The sequence below is a fragment of the Paenibacillus sp. FSL H8-0283 genome (assembly GCF_045040675.1).
GTDB lineage: Bacteria > Bacillota > Bacilli > Paenibacillales > Paenibacillaceae > Paenibacillus > Paenibacillus amylolyticus.
In genome coordinates, this window is record NZ_CP150295.1 from 1,104,060 (window position 1) to 1,122,015 (window position 17,956).

General features: G+C 45.0%; 15 protein-coding genes. 12 read left to right on the forward strand and 3 right to left on the reverse strand.

What is annotated here, in order from left to right:
* Window positions 1-274 precede the first annotated feature (274 nt).
* The gene (locus MHI52_RS04970; RefSeq protein ID WP_405158582.1) at window positions 275-1,264 is read right to left on the reverse strand and encodes a zinc-binding alcohol dehydrogenase family protein; all 990 of its coding nucleotides are present in this window, start codon (window positions 1,262-1,264) and stop codon (window positions 275-277) included.
* Between the two features lie 181 nt (window positions 1,265-1,445).
* Here MHI52_RS04970 and MHI52_RS04975 point away from each other — a divergent pair, with 181 nt between their 5' ends.
* The 4 genes from MHI52_RS04975 (at window position 1,446) to MHI52_RS04990 (ending at window position 4,954) form a co-directional block, all read left to right on the forward strand.
* The gene (locus tag MHI52_RS04975) at window positions 1,446-2,306 is read left to right on the forward strand and encodes a LysR family transcriptional regulator (RefSeq protein WP_405158583.1); all 861 of its coding nucleotides are present in this window, start codon (window positions 1,446-1,448) and stop codon (window positions 2,304-2,306) included.
* A gap of 53 nt (window positions 2,307-2,359) precedes the next feature.
* Window positions 2,360-3,460, forward strand: a complete 1,101-nt coding sequence (locus MHI52_RS04980) for a threonine aldolase family protein (protein ID WP_405158584.1) — start codon at window positions 2,360-2,362, stop codon at window positions 3,458-3,460.
* Between the two features lie 113 nt (window positions 3,461-3,573).
* Entirely contained in the window at window positions 3,574-4,044 is a 471-nt protein-coding gene (locus MHI52_RS04985) for an SMI1/KNR4 family protein (protein ID WP_127550479.1), read from the forward strand.
* A 31-nt stretch (window positions 4,045-4,075) separates the two neighbouring features.
* Entirely contained in the window at window positions 4,076-4,954 is an 879-nt protein-coding gene (locus tag MHI52_RS04990) for a LysR family transcriptional regulator (protein WP_405159354.1), read from the forward strand.
* On the opposite strand, the gene MHI52_RS04995 is transcribed toward MHI52_RS04990, so the two are convergent.
* Together MHI52_RS04995 and MHI52_RS05000 are read right to left on the reverse strand one after the other, a co-directional pair.
* Window positions 4,951-5,940: an aldo/keto reductase family protein gene (locus MHI52_RS04995; protein ID WP_405158585.1), complete on the reverse strand. Its 990-nt coding sequence runs from the start codon at window positions 5,938-5,940 to the stop codon at window positions 4,951-4,953. The genes MHI52_RS04990 and MHI52_RS04995 overlap by 4 nt on opposite strands.
* A gap of 105 nt (window positions 5,941-6,045) precedes the next feature.
* Window positions 6,046-7,080: a PocR ligand-binding domain-containing protein gene (locus MHI52_RS05000; RefSeq protein WP_405158586.1), complete on the reverse strand. Its 1,035-nt coding sequence runs from the start codon at window positions 7,078-7,080 to the stop codon at window positions 6,046-6,048.
* 305 nt (window positions 7,081-7,385) lie between these two features.
* On the opposite strand from MHI52_RS05000, the gene MHI52_RS05005 reads away from it, so the two are divergent.
* The 8 genes from MHI52_RS05005 to MHI52_RS05040 all read left to right on the forward strand — a co-directional run bounded on the left by MHI52_RS05005 (window position 7,386) and on the right by MHI52_RS05040 (window position 17,504).
* Entirely contained in the window at window positions 7,386-8,528 is a 1,143-nt protein-coding gene (locus MHI52_RS05005) for a glycerol dehydrogenase (RefSeq protein ID WP_017690500.1), read from the forward strand.
* Window positions 8,528-10,297 carry a dihydroxyacetone kinase subunit DhaK gene (gene dhaK, locus MHI52_RS05010; protein WP_405158587.1) on the forward strand — a complete coding sequence of 590 codons (1,770 nt, stop codon included), beginning with the start codon at window positions 8,528-8,530 and terminating at the stop codon, window positions 10,295-10,297. The genes MHI52_RS05005 and dhaK overlap by 1 nt, the downstream gene beginning before the upstream one ends.
* A 394-nt stretch (window positions 10,298-10,691) precedes the next feature.
* Window positions 10,692-11,729 (forward strand): siderophore ABC transporter substrate-binding protein, encoded by a 1,038-nt coding sequence (locus tag MHI52_RS05015; protein ID WP_405158588.1) that lies wholly within the window; start codon window positions 10,692-10,694, stop codon window positions 11,727-11,729.
* 31 nt (window positions 11,730-11,760) lie between these two features.
* Window positions 11,761-12,771, forward strand: coding sequence for an ABC transporter permease (locus MHI52_RS05020; RefSeq protein WP_372238406.1), 1,011 nt, complete (start codon window positions 11,761-11,763; stop codon window positions 12,769-12,771).
* Window positions 12,768-13,832: an iron chelate uptake ABC transporter family permease subunit gene (locus tag MHI52_RS05025; RefSeq protein WP_405158589.1), complete on the forward strand. Its 1,065-nt coding sequence runs from the start codon at window positions 12,768-12,770 to the stop codon at window positions 13,830-13,832. Before MHI52_RS05020 ends, MHI52_RS05025 begins: the two co-directional genes overlap by 4 nt.
* Window positions 13,829-14,581: an ABC transporter ATP-binding protein gene (locus MHI52_RS05030; protein WP_101314621.1), complete on the forward strand. Its 753-nt coding sequence runs from the start codon at window positions 13,829-13,831 to the stop codon at window positions 14,579-14,581. Before MHI52_RS05025 ends, MHI52_RS05030 begins: the two co-directional genes overlap by 4 nt.
* Before the next feature lie 318 nt (window positions 14,582-14,899).
* The gene (locus MHI52_RS05035) at window positions 14,900-16,078 is read left to right on the forward strand and encodes an alanyl-tRNA editing protein (protein WP_253505808.1); all 1,179 of its coding nucleotides are present in this window, start codon (window positions 14,900-14,902) and stop codon (window positions 16,076-16,078) included.
* A gap of 121 nt (window positions 16,079-16,199) precedes the next feature.
* Window positions 16,200-17,504 (forward strand): DUF1963 domain-containing protein, encoded by a 1,305-nt coding sequence (locus MHI52_RS05040; RefSeq protein ID WP_405158590.1) that lies wholly within the window; start codon window positions 16,200-16,202, stop codon window positions 17,502-17,504.
* Window positions 17,505-17,956 lie beyond the last annotated feature (452 nt).

Here is a 17,956-nt window from a genome sequence, read left to right on the forward strand (position 1 = left end):
TGTTCGTCTTGATCAGTATATGAAATGATATAGTTCCCGAAATGAGACTCGTAGTTGAAGTCTTGGAATTGAAAGGAATGTTCGGGATACTTTATCTTCACATATAACGTAGTAACTCCTCGGGCTAAGGTTTCTTTTAACATAGGAATTTGGGCCACAATGATAATAGTAATAAGAACAATTAGTATACGTTTAGCGAGACGGGTCAGATGGATTCACCCCATTATCTAAATCAATTTTCAACAATTCATGAAGGCCCATCTCAAAATAGATATCACTCCATAAGGATAGCCAGATTACCAAACTGCTCGCCTTTTTCCATACGTTCGAATGCTTTTACTACGTCTTGCAATGGATATACGCCATCAATTACAGGATGTATGTCATGTTGCTCCACCCATTGTAGCATCTGGATAAACTCCTCACGGCTGCCCATAGAGGTGCCGATCAGACTGATCTGCGGGAAGAAGATAGAACGAATGGGTACAGTCAGATCATCCCCCGAGCTTGCACCATACATCACGATACGTCCACCTGGTCTGATTATATCAAAATATTTTGGGAACATGGCTTGTCCGATGCTATCCAAGATGATGTCCACAGGTTCCAGATCGTTCTGCGTACTCCAATCGGCATGACTATCCAATGCATGGGTAGCACCCAAGCGCAGTGCCTCATTTCTTTTGGCTTCACTTCTGGAGGTGACGGTCACCGTGGCACCAGCCGCTACTGCCATGAGCAGGGCATAGGTTGCAACACCACCGCCAATACCGGGAATGAGCACATGTTCACCTTTCTTCAATACACCGCGAGTGAATAAGGCGCGATAGGCCGTCAGCGCTGAAAGGGACAGCACACCTGCTTCCTCCCAGGATAGGTGGGCTGGCTTAGGCAGGGCATTTTCAGCAGGCAACGTTATATATTGCGCGAGTGTTCCATCCGTAGGGCCACCAACAATATCGGGTACGGTCGGCACTTCAGATGCATGTTCCCAACCGAGTGTAGGATGGATAATGACTTCATCTCCTATCGCGAACCCTCTTACGCTTTCGCCAATCGCTACGATAATACCTGCTCCATCGGAACCGGGAACGAGTGGGATGTCCTGAGGGCCGCGTCCTGCCATGATGAATAGATCCCGATGATTGATACCAGCGGATTTTAATTGAATCTGCACTTCCCCGGCTTCTGGTGCCCGAGAGATTGACTCTGTATATTGAAGACCTGCAAGGCCGCTCTGGGCCGAATGGACAATAGCTTTCATGTTCAATATTCCTCCTGTCTGTGTAGCTAGATTCCACTACTGAGCCTCATTGTACAGACGGAGCAGATTCACGTAAAATGAACAAAAATGATTGTCAGTATCATTAAAAATAATAGATAAGCACTTTGCATGAATCGGATGATGCAGAATGCTGATATAACGACGAGCAGGTGATCAGGGTATGGATGCAGGTGATTTGAAAATATTTCAGGCGGTTGCCCGCGAAGGTAGTATCAGTAAAGCTGCGCTCTCACTTAATTATGTGCAGTCCAATGTAACAGCACGGATTAAACAGTTGGAGACCCAACTGCAAGTACCGCTATTTCATCGTTCCAATCGGGGGATGTCGCTTACACCAGCAGGCGAGAACCTGCTTGGGTATGCGGATAGAATATTGGAATTATTATATGAAGCAGAGCAGGCCACGCAAGTGGGTAACCCACCAGCTGGCATGCTTCGTCTAGGTGCCATAGAGACAGCAGCTTCTACTTTTCTGACGCCGCTCTTGGCTGAATATACTTCATGTTACCCGGAAGTAAAACATTCGCTTGTCACGGGTGGGACCCATGAACTGAACCAGAAGGTCATCCAACATGAATTGCATGGAGCCTTAATATATGGCCCAATTGATCATCCTGAGCTGAATTATATGAAGATGTATGACGAGGAATTGGTGTTGATCGCTGAACCTGGAGTACATGAGATGTGCACGTTATTGTCCAGGCCGATGTTGTTTTTTGAGATCGGATGCACTCATCGCACTCAGGCGGAATCCTTTTTGAACGATCAGGGTATCCACACGCTTAACATCATGGAATATGGAACACTGGACACGATTCTGAATGGTGTATCTGCCGGGCTCGGCGTATCATTGCTGCCACGTTCTTCGGTTACCAAAGCAGAATTAAGAGGTGAGATCGCGGTGATGTCTTTGCCTGATTCCTATTGTCGGTTGGAAGTAGGATTTGTGTATTCCCGTGGTGAACATATATCTAGTGCACTCAGCGCTTTGGTTGAGATTATTACAGAACCAGACCTATAAGAGGTTGTTCAAAAGTCCGTTTATGAACATGCACTATAAAGGAGTGAGTGATCTTGAAAGAAACTCAGTTAACGTTGGCTGATGCATTTAATGAGGCAGACTTTATTGTAGCTGGTCATGGCAGTCGCCAAGTGAAGGTACTTCAGAACGTACTGGACCAGATCGATGGAGAGGTGTTCAGTGACCACTACGGCAACGGCCCCCTTATTGAAGAATTTCAGCAACAGATGGCTGACGTTCTCGGCAAGGAATCGGCGGTGTTTTTCCCAAGTGGAACGATGGCGCAGCAGATTGCATTACGGATCTGGTGTGATCGCAAAGGAGTAAAGCGAGTAGCTTACCACCCTCTGTGTCATCTTGAAATCCATGAGGAAGACGGACTGAAAGAGTTGCATCAGATTGAATCAATTTTACTTGCGGACAAGGATCGTTTGATTCGTTTGGAAGATGTACAAGCGCTTGATCAGGACATTGCCTGTCTGCTGTTGGAACTTCCGCAACGCGAGATTGGTGGGCAATTACCTGCGTATGAAGAACTGGAAGCGATCTCGGCCTATTGCCGTGAACGCGGGATTAAGCTGCATCTGGACGGGGCACGCCTGTTTGAGATTACTCCCTATTATCAGAAAACACCTGCGGAGATTTGCAGTTTGTTTGATACGGTGTATGTATCCTTTTATAAAGGCATTGGAGGTATTGCGGGGGCTATATTGGCGGGTGATCCGGATGTGATGCAAGAATCGAAAGTATGGAAACGTCGGCACGGTGGAGATCTGATCGGCCTGTATCCGTATATTCTGAGTTCTCAGTATTATTACAATGAACGGATTGGCAAAATGGAGTTGTATTACGAGCAGGCTCAAGAACTCGCCTCCCTACTGAATGCGTGTCACGGGATACATACCTTACCCGAGGTACCGGTATCCAATATGTTTCATGTGCACTTTGCGCTCGCTGCTGCCGAAGTTGAACCAATTCTTGTGCAAATGGCTCAACAGTATGGCATAGGATTGACTTCATATCTGAACAAAACAAGTGGGAACAGCTGTGCCTTTGAATTGTCTACGGGTGATCGTTATGAGAAAGTTCCTCAGGACAAGCTGCGTGCAGCACTGGAATGGCTGGATGAAGAGTTGCGTAAACAGGTGAGATAAAAAGTTAATTTTAATGTTCGACTCTTTTTTGGGTAAGGTGTTGCGCTTCAAGGAGAACTATTGAATTCACAACGGCTGATCAGTGGAGAAAAGTACCTTAAGGGGGAGTTCAAGTGACGTCGATAGAATTGGAACCGATTCGTGATCTTTTGGTGAAGGCCTACGATACAACAATGGGAGATGGGTGTACTCCTGAGAAACAACAGAGCATTGAGGATTTTGAGCAAAAGCATAATGTAAAACTGCCCGCAGCGTATCGCGCACTTTTACTTGAGTTCGGTGCATGTAACTTCGGCGACCCTGCCTTGTATTCGGTGAAAGAACTGAGCTGGGCTTATCCGGATTTTTTGGAAGTATACCGTGAATATGAGAAAGAATACGAGCTGCCAGCTGACCTCCAGCCTTTCCCGATTGGTGGATTTGGTGAAGGAAGTATGGCTATACTGGATCAAAATTCAGGCAAGGTGCTGATGTTGATCCACGATGCAGGGGAAACTCCTCTGCGGGAGATTGCTGTGGACTTTAATGAATTGATGACGATGCTGGCTGAGTCGGCAATCTGGGTTCAGGAACAGATGAATTAACAAGGTAGACGGAAGGATGCGCAATCGGCTTATGGATATTCGGAAGTTAAGATACTTTATCACGGTGGCAGAAGAACTTCATTTTCACCGTGCAGCGGAAAAATTAAATATGACGCAACCACCGCTGAGCCAGCAGATTCAGAATTTAGAGGATGAGCTTGGCGTGAAGTTGTTGGAGCGCACCAGAAAAATGGTTCGTCTCACCCCGGCAGGTGCGGTATTTCTGGAACAGGCCAGGCTAATTATGGCCCAGCTCGAACGATCCATTCAGCTTACGCAAAAAGCAGATCAGGGCATCATCGGGCATATAACCATAGCCTTTGTGGATTCGGCTTCGGGGAGCATTATGGTGGATGTTCTTAGGAAATTTCGCGCTGCGTATCCTCAGATTGAATTGACGCTGCGTGAGATGACTTCATCCCAACAATTGCAGGCACTGGAAGACGGACAGATCCATATTGGATTTTTGCGATATGAGGAAGATACTCGTCATGTTTCGTTCCGCCCCTGCCAGATGGAAACGTTGATTGCCGTATTGCCAGATCATCACCCGATGGCTTCTCAGACTCAAGTTTCAATTCGAGAACTGGCGGACGAAGATTTTATTTTATTCCCACGGCATCTGGGTTCTCCGTTCCATCGTCTCGTTCTGGATTATTGCAGGGAGCATGGCGTAGATCCTCGAATTACGCAGGAAGCGATCCAAATGTATACGATTGTGAATCTCGTTGCGGCTGGCATGGGCATTTCCATTGTTCCGTCCTCGGTGGATGTGTTCCAGCGTAAGGGTGTAGTCTTTCTCCCATTACAAGAAAATCCGCCCTCCGTACCGTTGTATACGGCATGGCGGACGGATATGAATCAGGAAGTAGTGTCCCGCTTTATGGGCATTGTTGATGAATGTGTTTAACCCGTCTTGGCTGGATCACGCTCAATCCACGGATTCAGTATTTCATCAATACGAGACATGATCGCAGAGTCCAGTTTCACACCAGAAGCTTTTACATTTTCAAGTACCTGCTCCGGCCGGGATGCACCGATAATAACGGAACTGACATACGAATGTTGTAGAACCCACGCCACAGCGAGTTGGGGGAGAGTTAGACCAATCTCTTTAGCGAGTGGAACAAGCTGTTGCACAGCGGTAAGAACATCTTCACGTAGCCACTGACCAGCCAGTTTATTGAAAAAGGGTGCTCCTGCCTCAGCAGTTGCACGTGATCCGGTGGGCAATGCTTCGTTAGGCGCATATTTGCCTGATAGTATACCCTGAGCCAGAGGAGACCATGTAATCTGTCCAAGTCCTGCTTGGTCGCTTGCAGGTACCACTTCTTGCTCAATCACACGCCACAACATCGAATATTGGGGCTGACTTGCAATGAAGGGGACATGAAGTTCCCGCGCCAAAGCGGCTCCTCTTGCAATCTGATCTGCGTTCCATTCACTTACGCCAATGTAATGAACTTTGCCCTGACGCATCAGATCGGAGAATGCCAGAAAAGTCTCTTCCAGCGGAGTATTGTAGTCATAACGGTGAGCGTAATAGACATCGATATAATCCGTCTGTAGCCGCCGCAATGAACCATTGCAGGCTTCCATGATGTGTTTACGTGAAAGTCCGCGGTCATTATGACCTGTGCCGGTTGGGTGACAGACTTTGGTGCATAGTTCAATACTTTCTCTTCGTATATCCTTAAGAGCCTGTCCCAGTACGGACTCTGCCTTGGTATTGGAGTACACATCTGCGGTATCAAATGTGGTAATACCTGCATCCAATGCGGTTCGCACACAAGCTTCTGCTATTCCATCCTCGACTTGCGCTCCATGCGTAATCCAGTTGCCGAGTGAAATCTCACTGACGGTTAATCCACTGTTTCCTAATTTGCGATATTCCATTCATGTCGCCTCCCTAAGTCATCTGGACTCCATTGTAACAATGGCAGATTAATAGGTGAAATATCTTTTAACCTCATCTTTGATACGAAAAAAGTATCAGTGAATCTATATCTTCTCCTGGAGGTATTTGCGATAGAGAGCAGGCGTAATTTCCTCGAACTTTTTGAATATTTTGATAAAATATCCCGATTCATTAAATCCCAGCTCATCACTGATCTGTGAGACAGGCATGTCGGTGACCTCCAGCAATTGTTTGGCCCACTTAATTTTGAGTTTAGCCAGGTAGGTAGTAAAGTTCTCACCCGTTTCCTTGGCAAATAGTCTGCTGAAATAACTCGGACTCAGGTGGCATAGATCGGCCATTTGTTTGAGTGAAACTTGTTCACTCTTGTGACTGTGAATGTATTCAAAAGCAGGCTGAAGCACCGGGCTGGAGCTTTCCGTGTCACTTGGGCTGTTCTTCAGATAAGCATCCGCTATCGCATTGGTCATCTCTTTTTTGATCGACTCGATATTACGAATGGAATAACCCGGCAGAATGGTGGAGAGGTTTAGAGTCTCCTGACTGCCTGAAGCTTTTTCGAACATTTCAACTAACAGATTTTTGTTTAGCGCTTCTTCCACAATGTAGTTGCAGAGCAGGGATAACATGTTAGAGATTTTCACAATCTCTTCATAGGTCATCACAGGTAGCTGGGCGTAATCATCCTTTAATTCCTCCAGCTTGGCTGCATGCATGGGTACGTTTTTGGACGTGACAATTTGCTCCAAGTCGCTACCCTTTTCCGGATCGGCGAGTTTCACTTGTCCTGCCATGACGGCACCGATATATTTGCCATCAATCGTGATTGGAATCGCGATATCAATAATATTGAAATGGCATAAATACACATAAGGTTCATTCAACCGGACCGCTTCCAGACCACCGCGTGAATCACATTTTTGACAGTAAGGGAGCAACTCGGGGTCTTTACGGACATTCTGGCAGAAAGCCTGACAGCTACTGTGACTGGTTACGGGAATGCCTTTATAATCAACGGTGAGGATCGCCAGTTTGGTTACTGTTGCGAGAGAATCTTGTAGACGCTTCCATTTATTAAGGTCCAGAATTTTATTGATATGCAGATATTCTTTGATCATTGGTGCAACCTCCATAGGCTAACCAGATTCATAATTTAGGCCGTTAAAAGTTAGCAAGTTGTACATATTAAGATGTAATGATGACGGGTAATGTATAATGGGAGGTCAAAATTCAACCATCTCATGACAATAAGATACCATGATTGTGCCAAAAAGCAAAAAAATACGATTGTAAATTATAATAATTTGTTATCAAAGTCCACTGCAAACCTGTTGCTCATGCGTTATATTAAGGTCAATTGTAAGAAATTAAAATTTGATGTAATCACTACACTATTTCATATCCTTAGGAGGCATATAATATTATGAGAAAAGCATTTATCAGCCCAACTAAATATGTACAAGGCGAAGACGAGTTGTTGAACCTGGGGTACTTTGTTAAATCCTTCGGAGAATCTGCTTTGCTGATTGCACATCCCGATGATGTACAGCGTGTCAAAGCTAAGCTGGATGCAACAGCCGAGAAATTTAATATTACGTTTGTTGAAAGCGGTTTTAAAGGGGAATGTTCCCGTGAGGAAGTTGCTCGTCTGCAAGCGATCGCGAAGGAAAAAGGATGTGACTCTACCATCGGTCTTGGTGGTGGTAAAGCCATTGATGCGGCTAAATGTGTAGCTGAAGGCGAAGCACTGATCATCTGCCCAACGATTGCGGCAACAGACGCACCGACAAGTCACTCCGCTGTATTGTACACACCGGATGGTTCTTTTGATGACTATGCTTACTTCAAACAAAGCCCAAGTGTGGTACTCGTTGATACAACGGTAATTGCTAATGCACCAACACGTTTCCTCGTATCCGGTATGGGAGATGCGCTCTCTACATACTTCGAAGCAAGAGCAACAGCGAAATCTTATTCCCGTGTAAACGCAAGTCTGCCAATGGGTTCCCGCGAAGGATATACACCATCTGCTGTGGGTACCAATGCGGCGCTTGCACTGGCAAAACTGTGTTATGAAATGTTGCTGACTGACGGTGCAAAAGCAAAAGTAGCCAGTGACAGCAACGTCGTGACTCAGGCGCTGGAAAATATCGTTGAGACCAACATTCTGTTGTCTGGTCTTGGATTCGAAAGTGGCGGTCTGGCCGCAGCACATGCAATCCACAACGGTTTGACTGTTCTGGAAGGCACACATCATTTCTTCCACGGTGAAAAAGTATCGTTTGGTACAATCGCACAACTCGTCCTTGAAAATGCACCAACCGAAGAGCTCCATGAAGTCATGGACTTCTGTCTCGAAGTGGGACTGCCGATCAGCTTGGCGGATATCGGTGTAGATACGATTAGTCAGGAAGAGTTGTTGAAAGTGGCAGAGATCGCTTGTATTCCGGAAGAATCCATTCACGCGATGCCATTCCCAATCACCGTTCCTGAAGTGGCTGCTGCCATTGCAGCGGCTGATCGCATGGGCCGTGAGTACAAAGCAGCTCGCCGGGAGGTAAAATAATGAAGAAAATTATTAACCAGGCCGAACATGTTGTTATGGAAATGTGCAACGGGATTGCGCTTGCCCACCCGGAGCTTGAATTTCTGAAAAAATATAAAGTCATCAAACGCAGAGAGATCCAGGCGGATAAAGTCAGTCTGATCAGTGGCGGCGGCAGTGGACATGAACCGGCTCACGCTGGTTATGTGGGTAAAGGCATGCTGGATGCAGCTGTATGTGGAGATGTATTCGCATCTCCTTCCCAAATCCAGGTATATCAAGCGATCAAGGCAACAGCCAGCAACAAGGGTACACTCCTGATCATCAAGAACTACAGCGGCGACATGATGAACTTCAAAAATGCAGCACATCTGGCTGAAGAAGATGGCATCAACGTACAGTATGTGCGTGTTGAGGATGACATCGCTGTACAAGACAGTTTGTATACCGTTGGACGTCGCGGTGTTGCCGGAACTGTACTGGTTCACAAGATTGCCGGAGCAGCAGCCGAAGAAGGCCGCAGTCTTGCAGATGTGAAATCCGTTGCTGAGAAAGCAGCTCAGAACGTGCGCAGTATTGGTTTTGGATTCACATCCTGTACGGTGCCCGCCAAAGGCACGCCTACATTCGAAATTGCTGAAGATGAGATGGAATTCGGCGTAGGGATTCATGGTGAGCCAGGGATTCGCCGGGAGAAAATCGTATCGGCTGATGAATTGGCAGGACGTATGGTCGAAGCATTGCTCGCAGACATGAAGCTGGATAAGGATGCATCCGCTGAGATTGCGGTGCTCGTGAATGGTTTTGGTGCAACGCCACTGCAAGAACTGTATCTGCTCAACAATTCCGTTCAGCGTGAGCTTGCTGGACATGCAGGTCTGAAGGTCGCTACTACGTTTGTAGGCAACTACATGACAAGTATCGATATGGCGGGTGCGTCGGTTACGATCCTGAAACTGGATGATGAACTAAAAACGCTGTTGTTCAAGGAAAGTGATACACCTGCATTTAAAGTATCCGGCCCTCCAGCAGCACAAGTGGCGTATTCCGAAGCGCTGGAAGCTGTTGTGGGTGAAGACGCTCCTGTATCTTACGAAGTGGAGACGGATGCATCAGCTGCGGTCATCAAAGGCAATCAATTTTCACTGGACAATGTCGTCTATCTGATCGATAAAATGGGTGAGATCATCATCAAGAATGAAGTACCATTCTGTGAATTGGATTCCCATGCCGGTGATGGCGATTTTGGTATGAGTGTGGCAAAAGGCTTCCGCCAGTTGAAACGCGAATGGAATCACATCATTAACGAAGATAAAAAAGACATCGGATCATTCCTCGATGCATGTTCCTTGGTCATCATGGAATATTGTGGCGGCGCATCCGGCCCAATCTGGGGTTCGGCATTCCGTGCGGCTGGCAAAGCAGTAGGGGATAAACAGCAATTAAACGTTGCTGAATTCGCCGAGATGATCCATGCAGCGGTGCAAGGGATTCAGTCTACAGGAGAACGTTCCTTCGGACGTGGTGCCGTTGTAGGTGATAAAACCTTGATTGATGCACTCGTTCCGTGTGCCGATTCCTGGACTCAAAGTGCGGAGTCTGGCGATGACTTCAAAACAGCATTTGCCAAAGGTGCAGCAGCAGCCGTTGAAGGTGCGAAGAAAACGGAAGACATCGTGGCACGTATGGGACGTGCAGGTGCCGTCGGCGATCGTAGTCTGGGCTACCCGGATGCTGGTGCGTATGCGCTGGGTGTTATTTTCACAGAATTATCTGAGTCGATGAAATAAGAATGTTGGTGAAAAATCAGATCATTTCGATGAGAAATATAAAAATATAAAGTGTTCTTACCGCAAAAGAAGTATCACACAGTGATGCTTCTTTTTTTGTATTGAAATGTCGATTTTTATGCATATAAATACATACAATGGAATATTTGGTTCATAATTTCGCCATGAATTAAAACAATTAGGTTGTTGAAAATGCCTTCTAACTTGTTATAATATAACCTATTGATATTGATAATCACTATCATTTGTTGTTTTGTTACTCAGCACTACAGTGAAAAGGGGTTAAGTTTTTCTCTAAAATTTACGTCTGAGGAGGTATATGATACTGAGTTTATCCAACACAGTACGCTGCGTTGGAATCCAAATTTTCTAAATCTAGGGGGATATAAATTAAATGAGAAAGTCTATTTATTCAAAATTAATGTTTATCATGGTTGCAGCTTTAACTTTGGTGTTGGCAGCTTGTTCAAGTAATGAACCTGCTACGACGGATACTGCGAATACAGAGGCTACAACTTCCGATGCTGCAAATACATCTACAGCTACAACAGTTGAAATTACGGATGCTCATGGAACGGTAACTGTGCCTGTAAATCCAACGAAGGTCGTTGCTCTGGATAACAGAACATTTGAGACTCTGTCCACTTGGGGCGTCAAATTGGCAGCAGCGCCGAAGGATGTAATGCCTGCGGATTCACCATATGTGGCTGATGAATCGGTACAAAATATTGGGAATCACCGCGAACCAAACCTTGAACTATTGGCATCAATACAGCCTGACCTTGTCATTGTTGGTCAACGGTTTGCTAGCTACTATGAAGACATCAAAAAATTAGTACCTGATGCAGCAGTGATTGACCTTAATATTGAGCTTGAAGAAACAGCATCACCTGGAGAAAACTTTGTTAATGGACTTAAAGATGCAACAACCAATTTGGGAAAAGTTTTCGAGAAGCAAGAAGAAGCTGCCCAACTGATTGCTGATTTTGATAAAGCTATTGAAGAAGCTAAGGCCGCTTATAACGGTGAAGATAAAATTATGAGTGTTGTTGTTTCTGGTGGAAACATCGGTTTCTCGGCTCCTCTTACTGGACGTGTGTGGGGACCATTGTATGACATTTTTGGCTGGGTTCCGGCACTAGAAGTGGACAAATCATCTTCTGATCATCAAGGTGATGATATTTCTGTTGAAGCGATTGCCCAAAGTAATCCGGATTGGATTTTCGTACTGGATCGGGATGCAGCTGTATCTGCTGAAGAAGTTGCCGTTCCGGCTCAAGACGTTATTGATAATTCACCCGCTCTGCAAAACACCACTGCTATTACTCAAAAACAAATCGTTTATGCTCCAAACGATACGTACACCAATGAATCCATCGAAACTTTCTTGGAGTTGATTAACAACCTTACGAAAGCTTTAGCTAAACAGTAAAAAGGAGTATGCTGCAGTGCAGAAAAATTTAATACCAAAATTAGCTGGGGTTGAGAATTCTCAACCCCAGCGTCATAATCCGAAAAAGCTATGGACCATACCTTTTATCATTGCGATTATAGCCACTATTATTTTAGGCATTACATCACTGCTTATTGGAGTCTATGACATACGAGGACAAGCGGATGGAATGGAGATGTTCTTCATTACTCGTGTCCCAAGAACTGTTGCATTAATGCTTACCGGTGCCGCCATGGCAATGGCAGGACTGGTCATGCAGCTTATTACACAGAATCGCTTGGTGGAACCTACCACAACCGGAACAATGGAATGGTCAGGACTGGGGATCATGTTTATTTATCTGGTCTTTCCTGCTCCGAGCTTAACGCTAAGAATGACTGGTGCAATCATTTTTTCTTTTATAGGAACGATGATTTTTTTTATGTTTCTAAAGAAAGTTAAGCTCCGTTCGTCCTTAGTTGTCCCGATTATTGGAATGATGCTTGGAGCTGTCATTTCTGCATTTTCAACTTTCGTGGGGCTTGTGTTCCAAATGACTCAAAATATCGAAAGCTGGTTTGCAGGCTCCTTCTCATCTGTGCAAATTGGCAGGTATGAATATTTATGGCTTATTGTATTGGTGACTATTCTTATATTTGTTTTTGCTGATCGGCTGACACTAGCCGGACTAGGGGAAGATGTCGCTACTAGTCTTGGCGTAAATTATGACAGGATCATTCTTTTGGGTACTGCGCTTATTTCACTGGCCGTTGGAATCGTTGCAGCTGTCATTGGGAACTTGCCTTTTCTGGGGTTAATTGTCCCCAATATCGTTTCCATGTTTAGGGGTGACGATCTCAGGAGCAATTTGCCATGGGTGTGCTTATTAGGGATGGGCAGCATCATTGTGTGTGATATCCTGTCTCGTGTCATCATCATGCCTTTTGAAATACCTGTCTCGATGATCCTTGGAACAGTGGGAGCCGTCGTATTTATTGTCATTTTGTTAAGACAAAGGCGGTCAACAAGGAGGGTAAGATGAGCGACTTAGCAAGTAGAAATCCACTAAATATCGAAATCGATTCTAGCCGTCGTCCTAAAAAAAGATCAGCTAGAGCCTTCCGTACCAAGAAAGAAGAAAAGCGCTATTGGATTTTGCTGATAACATTAATTGTTCTGGGCGTTTTTGCATCAGTTGGGCTGCTGATTTATAATAATCCGGTCCCAGTGTCTTCGCCTTCTTTCATACCTGTTGTTACAAGAAGGGTAGTTGCTCTGGTTTCAATGCTGATCGCTGCAATTTGCCAAAGTTTATCCACGGTTGCTTTTCAATCGATTACGAATAACAGAATTATAACTCCGTCTCTTTTAGGTTTTGATGCTATTTATTCAACCATTCATACGAGTACTATATTTTTCCTTGGTGCTACGGTATTTGTGAATTTTAGTGGCGTTGATTCCTTTTTATACCAAGTTGCTGCAATGGTCATCATGTGTTTAATCCTTTATGGATGGCTGCTTTCCGGAAAATACGGAAATTTACAACTTCTGCTTCTAGTCGGTATTATCATTGGGACCGGGCTGAGATCCGTATCTTCATTTATGAGAAGACTTCTTGCACCGTCCGAGTTTGATATTTTGCAGGCAAGAATGTTTGCTTCCGTGAATAATGCGGATTCTGCCTATTTCCCGATTGCGATTCCTATCGTCATCATTGCAGCGATCCTGCTACTTGCTAATGCAAAGAGGTTAAATGTGTTATCGCTGGGTAAGGATGTCTCGACTTCCTTGGGAACTAAACATCAAAGTAGTGTGATTTATACGCTGGTCCTGGTTTCCATATTGATGGCCATTTCGACGGCTTTGGTTGGACCACTTACATTCTATGGATTTTTAGTTGCGATTTTGAGTTATCAGGCCGCGCAAACCTATGATCACAGATATGTTTTCCCAATGGCACTGGCGATAGGGTTTGTGATCTTAACCGGTTCATACTTTGTTATGAATCATGTTTTCAATGCCCAAGGTGTTGTTTCCATTATTATAGAATTGGTTGGCGGACTAACATTTTTAATTGTGATTTTAAGGAAGGGTTCTTTATGATACAGATCAATAATGTCAAAAAAACCTATGCAGCCGAGGTAGAGATAGGCCCTTTGAATATTCATATACCCAAAGCCGGTCTTACTTCTTTAATTGGACCCAACGGTGCGGGGAAATCGACGACACTTCTGATGATCGGAAGACTTTTGGATTTGGACGAAGGTCAGATCAAGGTTGCCAATATGGATGTTTCCACATCCAAATCAAGGGATCTGGCCAAGATTATAACGGTTTTACGACAAGAAAATCATTTTGTCACAAGGCTTACCGTTAGACAACTTGCCGGATTCGGACGTTTTCCTTATTCTAAGGGAAGATTAACGGATGAGGATGAAGCTATTATTTCTAAATATATTGATTTTCTAGACTTAACTGCTCTGGAAAATAGATATCTAGATGAGCTTTCTGGTGGTCAAAGGCAAAGAGCCTATGTAGCTATGGTGTTGTGTCAGGAGACGGAATATGTACTTTTGGACGAGCCTTTGAACAATCTGGATGTTGCGCGTTCTGTTCGGATGATGGAGCATTTGAGATATGCCGCTAATGAATTCGGGAGAACCATTCTGACGGTTATGCATGATATCAATTTTGCCGCCAAATATTCGGATCGAATATGTGCCATGAAAGATGGTCAAATCGCCGCTTTTGGAACCGTAGATGAAGTGATGGACCCCGAAATTTTAACAGATATTTTTGAAACGAAAATTGAAATTATTGATGGTCCTTACGGGCCGATAGCGATCTATTAGCTACAAGATTTAATGAAAAGTTGTTTGTTAAAATGGTTTTCAGAAAGTAGAGTGATTATTCACTCTGCTTTTTTTTATTAAAGTCGAACAAGACAGTTTGAAAGTTTATCTTAAAAACATCATAGAATGATAAGCCTTTACCAGAAGCATCTTCCTGCAAACGTTCCTTTCTCGATAAATTGCTATTTTCGCTCACAGAGTAATCTTTTGGATAGAAAAAGGGGATACTCTATGCCATAAATTGGCTTGAGGGTTCCAGATAGTGTAATCTGGAGATTATGAAAACCCATTTGAACGAGAAGGGATCGGGATGATTCAATGACGCAAAAAATCTATTATGACTCTGCTTATACAAGAGAGTGGCATACAACGATTACAGACAGAGTAGACAAGGAAGACGGTGTATATGTCACGCTTGCGGAGACTGCTTTTTACCCGCATGGGGGCGGACAACCTTGTGATCTGGGACAAATTGGTGGCATCGCTGTTCTGGATGTGAACATTGAAGATGACGAAGTATGGCATAAGCTGGAACGCACCCCTGAAGAGACTGAGGTACATTGTGAGATTGACTGGGAGCGCAGATTCGATCATATGCAGCAGCATACGGGTCAGCATTTGTTATCGGCAATCACTCTAAAGCTGACTGAAGCGATGACCCTCAGTTTCCATCTCGGTACGGAGTATGACACGATTGATGTGGCTACGGCTGAACTGGGAGCGAATCAATTAACCGCCATTGAACAAGAAGTGAATCGTCAGATCTATCGTAACGCTCGCATCAACACGTCTTGGGTTACAGCAGAAGAGGCTGCACAGTTACCATTGGTGAAGCAACCTACGGTAACGGAAGACATTCGCATCGTCGAGATCGAGGGTGTGGAGTATAACGCCTGCGGTGGAACGCATGTGTCGGCGACAGGTGAGATTGGGATCATCAAACTGTTGAAAACCGAAAAAGTGAAGGGCGGTACCCGCATATATTTCAAATGTGGAACAAGGGCGCTGAATGAATTCACAGCTACACAAAACGTGCTCAATAGCATCATGGTTAAATTAAAGACCAGCAAGGACGAATTATTGGAGCGTATTGAGAAAATGGAACTGGAGCAAAAACAGCTACAAACCGAGCTGAATGCAGTGAAAACAACCAATGATGCCTATTATGCGGAGGAACTTCTGGCCGCTCGGCAAGGGCTGGTGATTGCTCAGGTCTTTGAAAACAAATCACTCAAGGATATGCAGAGCCTGGCTACCAAGCTGACGGCAGACCATGAGGGTCTTGTTCTGTTCGCCAGCATCTCAGAGGCCAAAGTGGTTCTTGCACAGAACGGACAGCCGCCTGAATGGGCTTGTGGACCTTTCTTCAAAGGTAATCTTGGAGCCTATCAAGGCAAAGGTGGAGGTAGTGAAAAGATGGCTCAGGCAGGTTTTGCCAGCAGTGAAGATGCACTTGCCTTTTACGAATTTACCAAGGACCAGTTGGGACATCACTGATTCGTATTTTCCTTTATGGTACACGCAGGTATTTAAATATGGAGTAAGGGACAAGCACGTCACGTTGTGGCGTGTTTGTCATGGCATGATGAAGCGAGCAGATAGTAGAGGGGGTGGAGGGATGACAGAACGAATTCCGTGTATACGGGAAGGGTGTGCAAATACCATTTTACCAGCAACAGCGTTGAAAACGGGTGGTTATTGTATGCCTTGCAAGCAGGAGATGGAACGCGAGGAGCGTCAGAGATACATTGAAGCGAATCGACGTGACGTGAACTTGTATGCAGGTATTACAGACCCAGTCGAAATTTTGAAAATCATGCACAAACCTCAGGTTCGCGATCCACTAATTCGTTATACGCCCTATGAACAATCCGAGGAACAGGTATATCTATCTTTGTCTGTAGAGCAACAAGATCAGATGAAGGATTACGCGATGCAACGGATTTGTACAGGTGATGAAGATACGGGCAAAGACATTCTGGTATATCTGGTCTGCTACCATGATATATCGTTGACTGCCGAAATTCCTGAGGTGCTGGAACAAGAGATCTATTATCCTGCCATTTTGTATAAAAGTGCCTCGGGTGAGGTTCGTGATCATCTCTTACAGCAGGTGAATACCGATGATGAGAATCGGAACCACATATTGCTCATGCTGGCCCATATCGGAGATGATGTTGTCGTGCGGCAGTTCCGGCAGTGGAGACAATCTCCTCCATCTTGGGCGAACGAATTATACGTGGCACCTGAGCATTACACCACTGAAGCTGGTTGGGAGCTTACAAAAGACGGGCAGCGCAGGGAATTATTCATCACCCCAAGTTATTCACTCTATAAAGTAAAAGAGAATGAAGGACCTAACGTGGAGTTAACCGGAAGTTCACTATCGATGCTGAACCCTAGCACCAATTGCTGTCCATGGTGTGGCAATGCGTTAACCACCTTAATTAGTCTGGATGTTAAGCATCCAGCATTGAATGACGTTTCTTGGCATGCTCAGCAACTTCAGATACGGACTTGCGTGATATGCAGCAGTTACGGTGTGGTTTACATGGAGATGGACGCGGCAGGGGAACCGTTATGGAGTTCACATAATGTCATGCCTATGGGAATGGACGAGATTGACCTGGACGACTATGGTAAACTTGCACCGGATGTTGGCCAGCAGTTTCGGATTGCGAATGCATCGCGTCATGCATTCCATGCCAGTGAGTGGGCGATGGAGCCATCGTTATCTCAGGTCGGCGGCCATCCGGGATGGGTTCAAGATGCGGAGTACCCAACATGTCCACGCTGTTCCACGAGAATGAAGGCTGTCGCACAACTGGACTGGGGCGAGGTTGAGAAATATGGTGAGGGTATGTATTACATGTTCATATGTGAGCCATGTCAGATGACCGCCGTATCGTACCAGCAATCTTGATGGTGGAAGCTAGTATAAAACATTATAAGCAATTATAAGCAGTCATCTTATTATGATATTACACCGCTTTTAAGGTTGGAATGACAGTAGTAGACAGACTATAACCAAGGGGCATCCCGAAGTTCTTGGAACTTCATGGGATGCCCCTTTGCCCTGCGCAGGATGGATGTGAGATATTTTTGCTACAGCCAGTCGTTTATGCTATTTATTTAGCCGCCAGAGTGAGAATGGGTTGTTTTTTCTACGTGCAGAGGCCGCTTGTCGTACTCACACAGTCTAACGAACCTAGCACGTCTTATTGGGTGAATTTGCAGCAGTATAGAATTCTAACGAATCATAGCCACTCTATTTCTCCAATTGTCATGGTTTTTCGAAGAAAATCGAAGGGGTTTCTGTAATAAGAATGCTGAGATTCGTTAGAATTTCATATGTTTTTAAAACTGCGATATAAG